Source organism: Streptomyces sp. Y309 (assembly GCF_056712025.1).
In genome coordinates this window covers 3,014,398-3,029,151 of record NZ_CM160048.1, presented here as the reverse complement: position 1 = coordinate 3,029,151, position 14,754 = coordinate 3,014,398, and the positions used below count along the sequence as shown (strand labels likewise).

Here is a 14,754-nt window from a genome sequence, read left to right as displayed (position 1 = left end):
GTCCGTGCCCGGTGTCTGCGCTCAGTCGCCCGTCGCGAGGGCGACGCCCAGCGGGGTGCGCTCGTACAGGACCTGGTGCCCGTATCGCCGGGAGGTGAGCAGGCCCGCGTCGCGCAGCGCCTGCAGATGGGCCGAGACCGAGGACGGGGCCAGGGCCAGGCGGTCGGCGAGTGCCGAGGTGCCTGCGGGCTCGGCCAGGGCGGCCAGGACGGCGGCGCGGTTCCGGCCGAGGAGCCGGGCGAGGGCGTCGGGGGCGCGGTCCGCGGGGGCGGACCACAGGCCGGCGAGGCCGCGCGCGGGGTAGACCAGGGTCGGCTGCCAGGGCGGGTCGTAGCCGCTGATCACGTCGGGCCAGCTGAAGACGCTGGGCATGAGGACCAGGCCGCGTCCGTCCAGGTGCCGCACGTGCCGGCCGCGCCACTGTGCCGTGAGCGTCCCGGAGTCCCAGGCAAGACGGCGGTCCAGCTCCGGCAGCAGGGCGCCGAGGCCGACCTCGGCGAGCCGCCGCGAGTGGTACGTCACATCCGCTTCGAGCAGGGCGCGCAGGCGGGGCCAGTACGGCTCGACCAGGGCGTGCCAGGCGGCTTCCATGGCGTCCGCCAACTCGCCCACCGCGCACGCCGGTTCGGCGAGGAGCCGGCGTCCGGTCGCGCTTTCGGCGGCGCCCGGCGTCTCGGCGAGGGCCCGCGCCATGTCGTCCCTGGCGGCCTCCGGGTCGGCCGCGCGTACCGCCGCGATCTCCTCCTCGAAGCTCGCCGCGGGGCCCAGCGGCGGCGGCCCCAGGAAGTCCGGGCTGTGCCCCCGCGACGGCATGAGCAGCCACACGGCTTCCAGGTCGAGCCGCGCCCCCGCCTCCCGGACCCCGCGCAGCCACCGCGGGTGATACCCGTGCCGCTCGGGCCGCTTCAGCGTCCGCACCGCCTCCTGCGTCTCCCACAACGGCGACACCGCGAACCGGCACCGCAGCAGATCGCCTTCACCGAAGTGCAGTTGAAAGGGCACGCCGACGTCCTCCCTTCGGCCTTCCGCCTTCGGTCTTCCGCCTTCCGCCTTCGGCCGACCACGTGACGCGACCGCGACCTGCCCGTGGATTCGGCCACAGCCGAAACTTTAGGAGCGGCTGCGGGGTGCCGCCAGGGTGTCGCCATGACTGAGGGGCGAATGAGCGGGGCTGGGGCGGAGGGTGTGCCGGGGGTGCCGGGAGCACTGGGGTTGCCGGAAGCGGCGGAGGCGCGGGGCGCGGCGGGTGGGACGTCGACAGTGGCCGGGGCGGTGACGTCGGCCGGGGCGCCGGGCTCGGGCGCGCTGGGAGAGGTGGACGTGGACGCGGTGGGTTTGGACGACGCGTCCGCCACTCGTGGGAGCGGGGCGGCGGCCGGGGGGTATCGGCGGGTCTTCGGGGTGCCGGAGTTCCGGGTCGTGTTCGTCGCGCACGCGTTGTCGTTGCTCGGGGTCGTCGTCAGTGAGATCGCGCTGACCGTGCTCGTGTACGACCTGACCGGGTCGCCGCTGCTCAGCGCGCTGGCCTTCGCGCTGGGGATGCTGCCGTACCTCGTCGGCGGGACGCTGTTCGCCGGGATCGCCGACCGGTACCCGCCGCGCCGGGTCCTCGTCACCTGCGATCTGCTGTGCGCCGGGTGCGCGGTGCTGATGGCGCTGCCCGCGACGCCCGTCGCCGGGCTGCTCGCGCTGCGCTGCCTGATCGCCGCCGTCTCACCGGTCTTCAACGGCACCCGGATGGCGACCCTCACCGACGTCCTGGGCGACGGGGACCTGTTCGTGCTCGGGCGCTCCCTGCTGCGGATGGTGTCGCAGAGCGCCGTCCTCGTCGGCTTCGGGCTCGGCGGCGTCCTGCTCACCGTCGTCCCGCCGCGCGGGGCGCTGGTCATCACGGTCGTGACGTTCGCGGCCTCCGCGCTGCTGCTGCGCTGCGGCACGAAGCGGCGGCCCGCGCGGGGGAGCGGCCTAGGGAGCGGGAAGGGGAGCGGGGAGGGCGGCGGCGAGGGGGCCGCGCTCATGCGGTACTCGCTCGCGGGCGCCCGCGAAGTCCTCGGCCACCGCCGGATCCGCGCGCTGCTGCTCCTGCTCTGGGCGCCCCCGATGTTCGCCGTCGCCCCGGAGGCACTGGCCGCCCCGTACGCCGAGCAGATCGGCGTCGGCTCCGCCGGGGTCGGCCTGCTGATGTGCGTGATGCCCGTGGGCACCATCGCGGGCGAGGTGTACGCCGGGTCCGCGCTCACGGCCGCGGCCCGCGCCCGCATCGTGCTGCCGCTGGCCGCGACCACCCTGCTCCCGCTGGTCGCGTACGCCTTCACGCCCGGCCTGGCCTGGGCCCTGCCCGCGCTGCTGCTCGCCGGCGCCGGATCGGCGTACACCCTCGGCCTCGACCGCTGGTTCGTCGACTCCGTGCCGCCGGAGCTGCGCGGCCGCGCCATGACCGTGCACACGGCGGGCCTGATGACGCTTCAGGGGGCGGGCATGGCGCTCGCGGGGCTTGCGGCGGAGTTCTTCGCGGTGAGCACGGTCGTGGCGGCCGCCGGGGTGCTCGGTACGGTGTGCTGCCTGGTCCTGGCCCGGGAGGTCCGTATCACCGGGCGGGACGGTGGCGGCGTACGCGCTGCCGAATCGTGAGACTGGGGCTGACCGGTATGTGACCGACGGCTAAGGTCGACGCTGTGCCGAAGCCGCTCAGTCTCCCCTTCGATCCCATCGCCCGCGCCGACGAACTCTGGAAGCAGCGCTGGGGGTCCGTGCCCGCGATGGGTGCCATCACCTCGATCATGCGCGCGCACCAGATCCTGCTCGCCGAGGTCGACGCGGTCGTCAAGCCGTACGGGCTGACTTTCGCGCGGTACGAGGCGTTGGTGCTGTTGTCCTTCTCCAAGGCGGGGGAGTTGCCGATGTCCAAGATCGGCGAGCGGCTCATGGTGCACCCCACCTCCGTCACGAACACGGTGGACCGCCTGGTCAAGTCCGGCCTGGTCGACAAGCGGCCGAACCCGAACGACGGGCGGGGCACGCTTGCCTCCATCACGGAGAAGGGCCGCGAGGTCGTCGAGGAGGCGACGCGGGAGCTGATGGCGATGGACTTCGGCCTCGGCGTCTACGACGCGGAACAGTGCGGGGACATTTTTGCGATGTTGCGGCCGTTGCGGGTGGCCGCGCAGGACTTCGAGGACTAGCTAGCCCTACGGCGCCGCTGATCGGCCCTCCGGGCCTCGTCCTCAAACGCCGGACAGGCTTTTTCCCCACCCACCCGCCCTCACCACCTACCGGAACAGCCCGCCCCCACCCACCCGCCCAGACGACCAGCGGGAACACCCCTTCCACGGCCACCGCCCCTTAACTGCCTGCGGGAGCGGCCCGTCCCCACCCGCCCGCCCTGACGACCTGCGGGAGCAGCTTCTCGACGGCCGCCAGCCCTTACTGCCTGCGGGAGCAGCCCGTCCCCACTCGCTGGCCCTTGCTGCCTGCGGGAGCAGCCCGTCCCCGCCCACCGGCCCTTGCTGCCTGCGGGAGCAGCCCCTCCCCACCCGCCGACCCTTGCTGCCTGCGGGAGCAGCCCCTCCCCGCCCACCGGCCCTCACTGCCTGCCGGAACAGCCCTTCCCCGCCTACCCTTGCTGCCTGCGGGAGCGGCCCTTCCCACCCGCCCGCCCTTACGACCTGCGGGAGCAGCCCTTCCACGGCCACCGGCCCTTGCTGCCTGCCGGAACAGCCCCGGCGACCATCCCCACTCACCACCCGCCGGAACCGCCCCCGCGACCATCCGCCCTCACCACCCGCCGGAACAGCCCCTGTGGCCGCCCACCCTCACCCCGTGCCGGAGCAATTCCCACGGCGGCCCGCCCTCGCTGCCCGCCGACACCGCCCCCACGGGCACCTGCCCTCACCACCACCCGCCGGAACAGCCCCCGCGGTCGCCCGCCCCCACCACCTGCCGGTGCAGCCCGCGGCCGCCCGCCCCCCCGCTGCCTGCTCGCACTGCCCCGCCGCCCCCCCGCCCGAAGGGCGAAAAGGGCGGGTGGGTGGGGAAACGAGCCCGTCCGGCGTTTGAGGACGAGCGCGCAGCGCGATGACGGGGCGGGTGGGCGGGGAAAACGGGTCGGCGGGAGAAATGGGGCGCCGAAAGATCGCAAAAGGGAGCGGGCTACGCTCGTAGCCATGAAACGCAGCGTGCTGACCCGCTACCGGGTAATGGCCTACGTCACCGCCGTCATGTTGTTGATCCTGTGCGCCTGCATGGTGGTCAAGTACGGCTTCGACAAGGGCGAGGGCCTGACGCTCGCGGTCTCCCAGATCCACGGCGTCCTCTTCATCATCTACCTGGTCTTCGCCTTCGACCTCGGCTCCAAGGCGAAGTGGCCGTTCGGCAAGCTGCTGTGGGTGCTGGTCTCCGGCACCATCCCGACGGCCGCGTTCTTCGTCGAGCGCAAGGTCGTACGCGAGGTCGAGCCGATGATCACCGACGCGTCCGCGGTCACGGCCAAGGCGTAGCGGTCACGGCCAAGGGCACAGCGTCCGCCGCCCCGGCGATTCCCCGCCACGGACGACCCGTGGCGGTCAGCCATCGACATTTGCTAGGACGTCCAAGTAAATTGGCGGTATGGACGCTGACGCCATCGAGGAGGGCCGCCGTCGCTGGCAGGCCCGGTACGACGCCGCGAAGACGCGGGACGCCGATTTCAGTACGCTCTCCGGCGACCCGGTCGAGCCTGTCTACGGGCCCCGGCCCGGGGACACCTATGAGGGGTTCGAGCGGATCGGATGGCCCGGCGAATATCCCTACACCCGTGGTCTGTACGCCACGGGCTATCGGGGACGTACGTGGACGATCCGCCAGTTCGCGGGCTTCGGCAACGCCGAGCAGACGAACGAGCGGTACAAGATGATCCTGGCCAACGGCGGCGGCGGCCTCTCCGTGGCCTTCGACATGCCGACCCTCATGGGCCGCGACTCCGACGACCCGCGCTCGCTCGGCGAGGTCGGCCACTGCGGCGTCGCCATCGACTCCGCCGCCGACATGGAGGTCCTGTTCAAGGACATCCCGCTCGGCGACGTCACGACGTCGATGACGATCAGCGGACCCGCCGTCCCGGTCTTCTGCATGTACCTCGTCGCCGCCGAACGGCAGGGCGTCGACCCGGCCGTCCTGAACGGCACGCTCCAGACCGACATCTTCAAGGAGTACATCGCCCAGAAGGAGTGGCTCTTCGAACCCGAGCCCCACCTGCGGCTCATCGGCGACCTGATGGAGCACTGCGCGCGCGAGATCCCGGCGTACAAGCCCCTCTCGGTCTCCGGCTACCACATCCGCGAGGCCGGGGCGACGGCCGCGCAGGAGCTGGCGTACACGCTCGCGGACGGGTTCGGGTACGTGGAGCTGGGGCTCAGCCGCGGCCTCGACGTCGACGTCTTCGCCCCCGGTCTCTCCTTCTTCTTCGACGCCCACGTCGACTTCTTCGAAGAGATCGCCAAGTTCCGCGCGGCCCGGCGGATCTGGGCCCGCTGGCTGCGCGACGAGTACGACGCCAAGACCGACAAGGCCCAGTGGCTGCGCTTCCACACGCAGACCGCCGGCGTCTCGCTGACCGCGCAGCAGCCGTACAACAACGTGGTCCGCACGGCCGTGGAGGCCCTCGCGGCCGTCCTCGGCGGCACCAACTCCCTCCACACCAACGCCCTCGACGAGACCCTCGCCCTGCCGAGCGAGCAGGCCGCCGAGATCGCGCTGCGTACGCAGCAGGTGCTCATGGAGGAGACCGGCGTCGCCAACGTCGCCGACCCGCTCGGCGGTTCCTGGTACGTCGAGCAGCTCACCGACCGCATCGAGGCCGACGCCGAGAAGATCTTCGAGCAGATCAAGGAGCGGGGCCGGCGGGCGCACCCCGACGGGCAGCACCCCATCGGGCCCATCACCTCCGGCATCCTGCGCGGCATCGAGGACGGCTGGTTCACCGGCGAGATCGCCGAGTCCGCCTTCCAGTACCAGCGCGCCCTGGAGAAGGGCGACAAGCGAGTCGTCGGCGTCAACGTCCACCATGGCTCCGTGACCGGTGACCTGGAGATCCTTCGGGTCAGCCATGAGGTCGAGCGGGACCAGGTGGAGGTGCTCGGCGGGCGGAAGTCCTCGCGGGACGAGGCGCGGGTGCGGGCTTCTCTGGACGCGATGCTTGCCGCTGCGCGGGGCGGGGACAACATGATCGCCCCCATGCTGGAGGCGGTCCGCGCGGAGGCGACGCTCGGGGAGATCTGTGGGGTGCTGCGGGACGAGTGGGGGGTGTACACGGAGCCGGCGGGGTTCTAGCCCTGCCGGGCGGCTCCCCAATCCCGCCCCTTCCCGTAACCAGGGGGCTCCGCCCCCTGGACCCCCGTATCGCCGCTTCGCGGCTCGTCCTCAAACGCCGGACGGGCTATCTCCAGCCCCTCCGGCGTTTGAGGAGCGGGGGTCCGGGGGCAGAGCCCCCGGTTTCGGGAAGGGGCGGGACTGGGGCAGGCTCAGCGCAGCGTCAGTCTGAACATCGCGCCCCCGCCCGGCGCATGCTCCGCCGACAGTTCCGCCCCGTGCGCCCGCGCGATCTGGCGGGCCATGGCCAGGCCGAGGCCCGAGCCGGGCAGGGAGCGGGCCTTTTCCGCGCGGTAGAAGCGGTCGAAGACGTGGGGGAGGTCTTCGGGGGAGATGCCGGGGCCGTGGTGGTCACGGACCGTCAGGGAGGCGGGGGACAGGGCGACTTCGACCACACCGCCCGGTGGGCTGAACTTCGCGGCGTTGTCGAGGAGGTTGGTGAGGAGCCGGGCGAGGCGGGCGGGCACGCCGGGGAGAGTGAGGTCGGTGGCGTCCGGTGAGGTGTCGAGTACAAATACGACTCCGGGCCAGTGCTCCCGTGCCGCGTCCACGACGTGTTCCACGAGCGGCGCCAGCGCCACATCCTCCACCAGCGGCTGCGGCTCCTCGTCCCGGGCCAGCTCGATCAGGTCGTTCACCAGGCCGGTGACCTCCCGCAGCTGCCGGGCGAGCGCCCCGGACGCCCGGTCCCGCTGCGCCTTGTTCAACAGGTCGGCACGGGCGAGGAGTTCGGCGTTGGTGCGCAGCGCGGTGAGCGGCGTACGCAGTTCGTGCGAGGCGTCGGCTACGAGGCGGCGGCGTGCGGCGACGGACTCCTCCAGCTCGCCGAGCATGGTGTTGAAGGCGGTGGCGAGCCGCGTCACCTCGTCCTCGCCGCCCTTCCGGCTGAAGCGCCCGAAGCGGCCGAACTTCCGGGCTCGCCCGGCCCGTTCCGGCGGCCCGGGCGGCAGCTCGATGCGGTGCCGGGCGTCCCGCGTCGCCGCGATCCGCTCCGCCGTCGCGGTGAGCCGCGCGACCGGCGCGAGCCCGGTCCGGGACACCCAGTAGCCGCCGAGCGCGGAGAGCAGCACACCCGCCCCGCCGACCACGGCCAGGATCGCGGCGGTCTGCCGCACCCCGCGCTCGGCGATGTCGGCCCGCAGCGCGACCTGCACGGCCATGCCCTTGCCGTAGGGGGTGGTGAGCATCCGCGCCGGCTTGCCGTTGGGGAGGGTGAAACTCGTGTAGTAGGGGGCCAGTTCGCCGGTGGCGACCTGGCGGGTCGCGCGGGTCACGGGCAGCAGGTACGGCTTCTTCGGGTCGTCCGCCGCGTCCGCCGGGACGATCTGCGAGCAGGCGGGCGCGCCGAGGAAGCGGCACTCGCCGGTGAGCACGCCGTAGTTCTGCTCGTAGTGGTGCTGCTGGGCGACCAGGGTCGCGGTCTGGGCGAGGTTCTGGTCGAGCTGCTGGTAGAGCTTGTAGCGGATCACGAAGAAGGACGCGGCGCACACGCAGATCGCGACAAGCGCCACCGCGGCGGACGCGGCCACCGCGAGCCGCGTCCGCAGCGGACGGCGCCGCCGCCAGCGCGCCCCGAGCCCGCGGTGGGCACGGCGGGCGCTCACGGCGAGCCGAACCGGTAGCCGACGCCGTGCACGGTGTGCACGAGCCGCGCCTCGCCGCCGGACTCCAGCTTGCGGCGCAGATAACCGACGTACACCGCAAGGGAGTTGGAGTCCGGGCCGAAGTCGCGCCCCCACACCGACTCATGGATCAGCTCGCGCGGGAGGACCTGGCCGGCGTTGCGCAGGAGCAGTTCGAGGAGGGTCGCCTCGGTGCGGCTGAACTCGATGCGCCGCCCGTCGCGCACGCCGGTGCGGGTGCGTACGTCGAGGGTCAGATCGCCGTACGAGAGGTCGTCGCCGTCGCGGCCGGGCCCGGCCGCGTCCGGGGCGGCGCGGCGCAGCAGCGCGCGGACCCGGGCCACCAGCTCGTCCAGGGCGAAGGGCTTGACGAGGTAGTCGTCGGCTCCCGCGTCCAGGCCGTCGACGCGGTCGCTCACCGAGTCCAGGGCCGTCAGGACGAGCACCGGCGTGCGGTCGCCCGCCGCGCGCAGCCTGCGGCACACCGCCAGGCCGTCCATCACCGGCATCATCACGTCCAGGACCAGCAGGTCCGGCTCCCAGCGGGCCACCGCGGTCAGCGCGCGGTGGCCGTCGGCGGCCCCGCGCACGTGGTGCCCCTCGACGGTCAGCGCGTCCTCCACGGCGGCGCGCACCTCCGGGTCGTCGTCGACGACGAGGACCTTGGCCGCGGGCGTCATGCGGCGCCGCCCGCGCCCGGAGCCCCGGACCTCGTACGCCGCGTATGCCGCGTACATCTCGTGGGGCTCGTACTCCTCATGCGGCGCGTACGCCTCGTACGGCTCGTCGGCCTCGTACCGCTCGTGAACCAGCTCATGAACCAAAGGTGCCAAATGCGGCTCTTAAAACCCTCTTAGGACGGGTCGCGAGGCTCCGGTGCCATGAGAACTCCCGTCACCTCCGCCACGGCCCACCCCGCGGCGACCCACACGAACAGGCCGCTGTCCGTCGTGATCGGCGCGGGCGGCACCGGCGGCCACATCTATCCGGGCCTCGCCCTCGCCGACGCGCTGCGCCGGGCCGTGCCGGACGCGGTGATCTCCTTCGTGGGCACCGAGCGCGGCCTGGAGACCCGGCTCATTCCCGAGGCCGGCTACCGGCTGCACACCGTCGACATGATCCCCTTCGACCCCTCGCTCGGCGCCCGCCGCTATCTGCTGCCCGCGGCCCTGCTGAAGTCCGGCGCCCAGTGCCGGGCCATCCTGCGGGACCAAGGCGCGCAGGTCGTCGTCGGCATGGGCGGCTACCCGAGCGCGCCCGTGATCGTCGGCGCGCGCATGGCCGGACTGCCCAGCCTCATCCACGAGTCCAACGCCGTGCCCGGCCGCGCCAACCGCTTCGCCGCCCGGCTCACCCCGCACATCGCCGTCGCCTTCGACCGCAGCCGGGCCCACCTGCCGGGCGGCGACCGCGCCACCACCACCGGCATGCCCATCGCCGCCGCCCTCGCCTCCCTCGACCGGGCCGCGCTGCGCGCCGAGGCCCGGCGTGCCCTCGGCGTGCCCGACGGGGCGCGGCTGCTGCTCTTCAACGGCGGCAGCCTGGGCGCGGCCCGCCTCACGGAGGCGGCGGTCGGGCTCGCCGCCCGCTGGCGGTGGCGGGGCGACGTATCGCTGCTGATCAAGACAGGTCCGGCGGCGCTCGACGAGACGCGGCGGCGGCTCGCGCAGGAGGGCGGGGAAGCGGTCGCGCGGGCCGTGCCGTACCTGGACCGGATGGACCTCGCCTACGCCGCCGCCGACCTCGTCGTCTGCCGCGCGGGCTCGGCCACCGTCGCCGAGCTCGCCGCGACCGGCGTGCCCGCCGTCCTCGTGCCCTACCCGCACGCCCCCGGCGACCACCAGACCCACAACGCGCGGGTCCTCTCCGACGCCGGCGCGGGGCTGCTGCTGCCCGACGCCGAGACCACCGCCGACCGGCTCGCGGCCCTCGTCGAACCGCTGCTCGCCGAACCGGCCCGGCTCGCCGCCATGAGCGGCGCCGCGGATCCCGGGCCGCACGCCCGGGCCGCCGACCTGCTCGCCGAGCGGGTCCTGCACCTCACCACCCAGCAGACCGATCACCTGGAGTACGCCGCATGAACGCCCTTTCCTGGCACGACCGCACCGTCCTCGTCACCGGCGCCGAGGGCTTCATCGGCTCGACGCTCGTCGACCTGCTCCTGGAGCGGGGCGCGAAGGTCCGTGCCTTCGTGCACTACAAGCCGTACGGCGACAAGGGGCACCTCGCGCATCTCGCCGGGGACCCGCGGGTCGAGTTCCTCGCCGGGGACGTCCGCGACGCCGGGCGCGTGATGGACGCCGTCGCCGGGTGCGACACCGTCTTCCACCTCGCCGCGCTCATCGGGATCCCGTACTCGTACGACTCTCCCGGCGCGTACGTGCAGACCAACGTCGTCGGTACGGAGAACGTCGCCGAGGCCTGCCGGCGGCACTCCGTACGTCGACTTGTCCACACCTCGACCAGTGAGGTGTACGGGACCGCGCTCACCGCGCCCATCTCCGAGAGCCATCCGCTGCAGCCGCAGTCGCCGTACTCCGCCTCGAAGATCGGCGCCGACATGACGGTGCTGTCGCACTGGCACGCCTTCGAGCTGCCGGTGGCCGTGGTGCGGCCCTTCAACACCTACGGTCCGCGGCAGTCCGCCCGCGCCGTGATCCCCACCATCCTCGCCCAACTGCACGCCGGGGCGCGGGAGATCAGGCTCGGGTCGCTGACGCCCACGCGGGACTTCACGTACGTGACGGACACGGCGCGCGGGTTCCTCGCGGTGGCCGAGTGCGATGCCGCTGTCGGGCAGGTGGTGAACCTCGGCGTGGGCCGGGAGATCTCCATCGGGGAGCTGGCTCGGGAGTTGATCTCCGCTAGTGGGCGGGAGGCTGTTGTGGTGGCCGATCCCGCGCGGATGCGGCCTGCTGGGAGCGAGGTGGAGCGGCTCGTGTCGGACAACTCCCTGGCCCGGGAGTTGTCCGGCTGGGAGCCGGTCGTTCCGCTCCGCGAGGGGCTTGCCCGTACGTCGGCGTGGGTCGCCGAGAACCTGTCCCTCTTCGCTGCGCATACGTACCAGGTCTGAGGGTTCTTCTTCGTCTCTTTCGGCTGCGGGTGCTGTCCTTGCCCGCCGCTTCGCGGCGGATCGTTCCCACCCACCCACCCGTTGCGGTCCGTTGCCCGGTGCCGGTTCAGACACACCTCCCGGCCGCCTCGCCCCCCGGGTTCCCCGGCCCCGGTCACCCCGGCGTGCCGGGGAGCGGCGGCGGGGGCGGCCGTCGTTCACCGGGCGTCCGACCGCAATCGGTGGGCGGGTGGGAAATATCCGTTCGCGGTGGGGGATTGTGGGCGGTCACTGGGGGGTCCCCGGTCCCGGGCACCCCGGCGTGCCGGTCACCAGTGCCGGGGCAGCCGGCCTGAACCGGCACCCGCGCAACGGACCGCAACGGGTGGGCGGGTGGGAGAAAATCGCCTACCCCGCCCCAGGCCCCCGGCCAGAAGCCGCTGCGGACAGGCCCCCCAGGATCAGCAGCGTGAAGCGGCGGGCCCACTCCGTGTCCACCGGTTCCGCGCTGACCAGGGCGCGGTGCACCACGGCGCCGGCAATCACGTCGAAGATGAGGTCCGCGGTGGCCGCGGCGGTGGCCGCGTCGGGCTCGACGGGGAGTTCGCCGCGGGCCTGGGCGCGTGCCCGGCCGGTGAGGACGAGCCGCTTCTGGCGGTCGACGATGGACGCGCGGATGCGTTCGCGCAGCGGCTCGTCGGTCGTGGACTCGGCGACGACGGCCATCAGCGCGGTCTTCGTCTCGGGTCGGCCGAGGAGCGCGGCGAACCGCAGCACCACGCCCTCGATGTCCGCGGCCAGGCTGCCGCTGTCCGGCAGTTCGAGCTCGTCGAAAAGCTCGGCCACGGCGTCCACCACCAGCTCGCTCTTGCCCGCCCACCGCCGGTAGAGGGTGGTTTTGGCCACCCCCGCCCGCGTGGCCACGTCGCCCAGGGTCAGCTTGGTCCAGCCGAGGTCGACCAGGGCCTGCCTGGTCGCCTCGAGGATGGCGGTGTCCGCCTCGGCGCTGCGCGGTCGTCCTCCGGCGCGCGTCGGCGGTGTGCTGCGGCTCTGCATCCCGCGACCATACCGGCGAGTATCCGCGCCCTGGCCAGCGCCGAGTGAGGCAGATCACGTGACGCCCGCTGCCGCGCCCCGCGTCCGCCAGTTACGCTACGGGCCGTAGCGAAAGCTGCGTACGGACGTACGAGTCAGACACCGCCCCAGGGGCGGCAACCACGGCGCGGGGTGGGGACCCCGCGCGACGCACGGTCCTCCTCGGGACCTGCGGTGACGAAGGAACCGGGTTCGTCCGGCGGCCCCGCAATCCGGCGGGGGGCACGGACAGGCGCGGTTCCCGCGCGGCTTGGGGGAGGATGTACTCATGCAGCCACGGAACATGTCCATGAGCGGAGTCGTCGACCTCGCCGCGGTGAAGGCGGCCCAGGAGGCCAAGGCGAAGGCGGAGCAGGCGCGCGCCGAAGCGGCCAAGGGCGGCGGGGGCGCCGGGTCCGCGGTGTCTCCCGCGAGTCTCGTCATCGACGTCGACGAGGCGGGCTTCGAGCGTGATGTCCTGCAGCGCTCCACCGAAGTGCCCGTCGTCATCGACTTCTGGGCCGAGTGGTGCGAGCCGTGCAAGCAGCTCAGCCCGCTCCTGGAGCGCCTGACCCGCGAGTACAACGGCCGCTTCGTGCTCGCGAAGATCGACGTCGACGCGAACCAGATGCTGATGCAGCAGTTCGGGGTGCAGGGCATCCCGGCGGTCTTCGCGGTGGTGGCCGGGCAGGCTCTGCCGCTCTTCCAGGGCGCGGCCCCCGAGGCCCAGATCCGCCAGACCCTGGACCAGCTCATCCAGGTCGGCGAGGAGCGCTTCGGCCTCACGGGTCTCGTCGTCGACGCGGATGCCCAGGGCGAGGAGCAGCCGGAGGCGCCCGCAGCCCCGGCCGGTCCGTACGACGCGCTGCTCGAAGCGGCCGTCCGGGCCCTGGACGCGGGCGACTTGGGCGGCGCGATCCAGGCGTACAAGAACGTGCTGAGCGACGACCCCGGCAACACCGAGGCCAAGCTCGGCCTCGCCCAGGCCGAACTGCTCCAGCGCGTGCAGAACCTGGACCCCGCCGCCGTACGCAAGGACGCCGCCGAGAAGCCCGGCGATGTCGGGGCGCAGATCGCCGCCGCCGATCTCGACCTGGTCGGCGGCCATGTCGAGGACGCCTTCGCTCGTCTCATCGACACGGTCAAGCGCACCGCGGGCGACGACCGGGACGCCGCCCGGGTGCGGCTTCTCGAACTCTTCGAGGTGGTCGGCGCGGACGACCCGCGGGTGACCGCGGCGCGCACGGCGCTGGCGAGGGTGCTCTTCTGACGTGCCGTCGGGGCGCGTCGCCCCGCCCCGGCGTTCTGCCGGATTTGCCCCGCGCCGGACGCTGACCAGTCGCTAAGCGTCCGGGGGCGTGGGGCTCAAGTGAAAAGTCTGTCAAGGCGGTGCCACAGTGGCCGCGTTTACCAAATCTTGGTAAACGCGGCCACTGTTACTTGGAGTAAGGCGCGACAGTCGATCTGTCCGACTCTGTTCCTCAATCAACCGTTCTAGTCCGCCTGTTGACAACACCGTCTGTCGCGGGCCGATGCCGGGCGGTGCCGGGCCAGTTATCCGGCCGTTACCAGTGAGTAACGACCCCCCTTGTGCGGGCGTCGAGAATGCACCACGATCGGCCACGCTCGGTCCATTGCCCGCAGCCCGAAAGCCAATCGGGAGACGGGATTTCTGGGTCCCCACCGGGCAGGCCGGCGGCACCGTCGCCGGTCTGGGACAGGGGGGTCTCTGCCGGTCCCGGCAGGGCCTGTCCAGCAAGGTTGTGCGTGATGCGTCAGGCGCGACCAGTGGTTGTCGCTCGGGGGTGATCGCCGGTGATCGAGGCGCACAACGCGTCCGCTGTTCGCACAGGCGCTCTCCTTACCGAGGACGTAGCACTTCTCCCATCCCCGCCCGGCCGAGAGCCCGAGAGGGAGCGGCAAGGGCCGGAGATGTACGTCCGAGAAGGAGGAAAGTCATGGAGTCCGTGGCTCGTGGCGGAACCAGATGGAAGCGGTTCGCCGTGGTCATGGTGCCGAGCGTCGCGGCGACTGCCGCGATAGGCGTGGCCCTCTCGCAGGGTGCGCTCGCGGCATCGTTCAGTGTGTCGGGTCAGCAGTTCAAGGTGACCGCAAAGCAGCTCGACGGTACGGGATTCGTCCAGTACGGGGCTATGGACAGCGGCAAGTCGGGCAACCACCCGGTCGCCGTGGTCGGCATGGATTCGGCGAAGATCACCAATCTGTGCCAGTCCGTGGTCGTGCCGGTCCCGGTCTTCGGTGACATCTCGATGGTGCTCAAGGCCGGTGGCAAGGGCAGCCCGAGGGTCGAGGCGAAGAAGCTCTACATCGACGCCGACGACCTGCGCGCCAACGCGACGTTCACCAACGTCGACATCGGTGTCTCGGTCGACCGCACGACGAAGGGCCCGGGTCCGGCCAAGGGCGACAAGTACGTCCCGGACTCGTTCGCGCAGCAGGCCGACAAGGTCCGCTTCACCGACGTCAAGCAGCGCGCGTGGGCGACCACGGCCGGCACCTTCAAGCTCTCCGGCCTCGGTATGTCGGTCAAGAAGGGCAAGCACGAGTGCTACTGAGGCAGTAGCGGCCTCGGTCACCTCGATCTCATCCGCTTCGTATCCACCGAGGCCGTCGTTGAGGCCGCACTTGAGGCCATTGCTG

12 protein-coding genes are annotated in these 14,754 nt (G+C 72.5%); 8 read left to right on the top strand and 4 right to left on the bottom strand.

From position 1 onward, the window contains the following. Window positions 1–21: 21 nt before the first annotated feature. Window positions 22–1,002 (bottom strand): ArsR/SmtB family transcription factor, encoded by a 981-nt coding sequence (locus AC0KTA_RS11435; protein ID WP_481055012.1) that lies wholly within the window; start codon window positions 1,000–1,002, stop codon window positions 22–24. Window positions 1,003–1,146: 144 nt separating this feature from the next. Between AC0KTA_RS11435 and AC0KTA_RS11430 the strand changes: the two genes are divergently transcribed. The 4 genes from AC0KTA_RS11430 (at window position 1,147) to icmA (ending at window position 6,306) form a co-directional block, all read left to right on the top strand. Continuing rightward, the gene (locus AC0KTA_RS11430; RefSeq protein WP_481055011.1) at window positions 1,147–2,631 is read left to right on the top strand and encodes an MFS transporter; all 1,485 of its coding nucleotides are present in this window, start codon (window positions 1,147–1,149) and stop codon (window positions 2,629–2,631) included. Window positions 2,632–2,675: 44 nt separating this feature from the next. Then, entirely contained in the window at window positions 2,676–3,182 is a 507-nt protein-coding gene (locus tag AC0KTA_RS11425; RefSeq protein WP_481055010.1) for a MarR family winged helix-turn-helix transcriptional regulator, read from the top strand. 981 nt (window positions 3,183–4,163) lie between these two features. Beyond that, the gene (locus AC0KTA_RS11420; protein WP_189727702.1) at window positions 4,164–4,496 is read left to right on the top strand and encodes a DUF3817 domain-containing protein; all 333 of its coding nucleotides are present in this window, start codon (window positions 4,164–4,166) and stop codon (window positions 4,494–4,496) included. A 109-nt stretch (window positions 4,497–4,605) separates the two neighbouring features. Beyond that, window positions 4,606–6,306 (top strand): coenzyme B12-dependent isobutyryl-CoA mutase large subunit, encoded by a 1,701-nt coding sequence (gene icmA / locus AC0KTA_RS11415; RefSeq protein WP_481055009.1) that lies wholly within the window; start codon window positions 4,606–4,608, stop codon window positions 6,304–6,306. A 191-nt stretch (window positions 6,307–6,497) separates the two neighbouring features. Here icmA and AC0KTA_RS11410 read toward each other — a convergent pair whose 3' ends face one another. Both AC0KTA_RS11410 and AC0KTA_RS11405 read right to left on the bottom strand, forming a co-directional pair. Next, window positions 6,498–7,949: a sensor histidine kinase gene (locus AC0KTA_RS11410; protein ID WP_481055008.1), complete on the bottom strand. Its 1,452-nt coding sequence runs from the start codon at window positions 7,947–7,949 to the stop codon at window positions 6,498–6,500. Continuing rightward, window positions 7,946–8,647, bottom strand: a complete 702-nt coding sequence (locus AC0KTA_RS11405; protein WP_481056385.1) for a response regulator transcription factor — start codon at window positions 8,645–8,647, stop codon at window positions 7,946–7,948. Before AC0KTA_RS11405 ends, AC0KTA_RS11410 begins: the two co-directional genes overlap by 4 nt. A gap of 201 nt (window positions 8,648–8,848) precedes the next feature. On the opposite strand from AC0KTA_RS11405, the gene AC0KTA_RS11400 reads away from it, so the two are divergent. Beyond that, the gene (locus tag AC0KTA_RS11400) at window positions 8,849–10,048 is read left to right on the top strand and encodes a UDP-N-acetylglucosamine--N-acetylmuramyl-(pentapeptide) pyrophosphoryl-undecaprenol N-acetylglucosamine transferase (protein WP_481055007.1); all 1,200 of its coding nucleotides are present in this window, start codon (window positions 8,849–8,851) and stop codon (window positions 10,046–10,048) included. Then, window positions 10,045–11,040: a GDP-mannose 4,6-dehydratase gene (locus tag AC0KTA_RS11395; RefSeq protein WP_481055006.1), complete on the top strand. Its 996-nt coding sequence runs from the start codon at window positions 10,045–10,047 to the stop codon at window positions 11,038–11,040. The genes AC0KTA_RS11400 and AC0KTA_RS11395 overlap by 4 nt, the downstream gene beginning before the upstream one ends. Window positions 11,041–11,427: 387 nt before the next feature. Here the strand turns inward: AC0KTA_RS11395 and AC0KTA_RS11390 are convergent, their stop codons facing one another. After that, window positions 11,428–12,075 (bottom strand): TetR/AcrR family transcriptional regulator, encoded by a 648-nt coding sequence (locus AC0KTA_RS11390; protein ID WP_481055005.1) that lies wholly within the window; start codon window positions 12,073–12,075, stop codon window positions 11,428–11,430. Between the two features lie 307 nt (window positions 12,076–12,382). On the opposite strand from AC0KTA_RS11390, the gene AC0KTA_RS11385 reads away from it, so the two are divergent. Next, a complete protein-coding gene (locus tag AC0KTA_RS11385) occupies window positions 12,383–13,363 on the top strand; it encodes a tetratricopeptide repeat protein (protein WP_481055004.1) in 981 nt (326 codons plus the stop codon). Between the two features lie 688 nt (window positions 13,364–14,051). Continuing rightward, complete coding sequence (locus AC0KTA_RS11380; protein ID WP_016641323.1) at window positions 14,052–14,669, top strand: DUF6230 family protein; 618 nt, start codon at window positions 14,052–14,054, stop codon at window positions 14,667–14,669. Window positions 14,670–14,754: the final 85 nt, after the last annotated feature.

What these genes read in the sequence shown, in the direction of transcription:
- AC0KTA_RS11430 (WP_481055011.1), top strand. Translation starts at nt 1,147, where the DNA reads ATGACTGAGGGGCGAATGAGCGGGGCTGGGGCGGAGGGTGTGCCGGGG.
- AC0KTA_RS11420 (WP_189727702.1), top strand. Translation starts at nt 4,164, where the DNA reads ATGAAACGCAGCGTGCTGACCCGCTACCGGGTAATGGCCTACGTCACC.
- icmA (WP_481055009.1), top strand. Translation starts at nt 4,606, where the DNA reads ATGGACGCTGACGCCATCGAGGAGGGCCGCCGTCGCTGGCAGGCCCGG.
- AC0KTA_RS11405 (WP_481056385.1), bottom strand. Translation starts at nt 8,647, where the DNA reads ATGACGCCCGCGGCCAAGGTCCTCGTCGTCGACGACGACCCGGAGGTG.
- AC0KTA_RS11400 (WP_481055007.1), top strand. Translation starts at nt 8,849, where the DNA reads ATGAGAACTCCCGTCACCTCCGCCACGGCCCACCCCGCGGCGACCCAC.
- AC0KTA_RS11395 (WP_481055006.1), top strand. Translation starts at nt 10,045, where the DNA reads ATGAACGCCCTTTCCTGGCACGACCGCACCGTCCTCGTCACCGGCGCC.
- AC0KTA_RS11390 (WP_481055005.1), bottom strand. Translation starts at nt 12,075, where the DNA reads ATGCAGAGCCGCAGCACACCGCCGACGCGCGCCGGAGGACGACCGCGC.
- AC0KTA_RS11385 (WP_481055004.1), top strand. Translation starts at nt 12,383, where the DNA reads ATGCAGCCACGGAACATGTCCATGAGCGGAGTCGTCGACCTCGCCGCG.
- AC0KTA_RS11380 (WP_016641323.1), top strand. Translation starts at nt 14,052, where the DNA reads ATGGAGTCCGTGGCTCGTGGCGGAACCAGATGGAAGCGGTTCGCCGTG.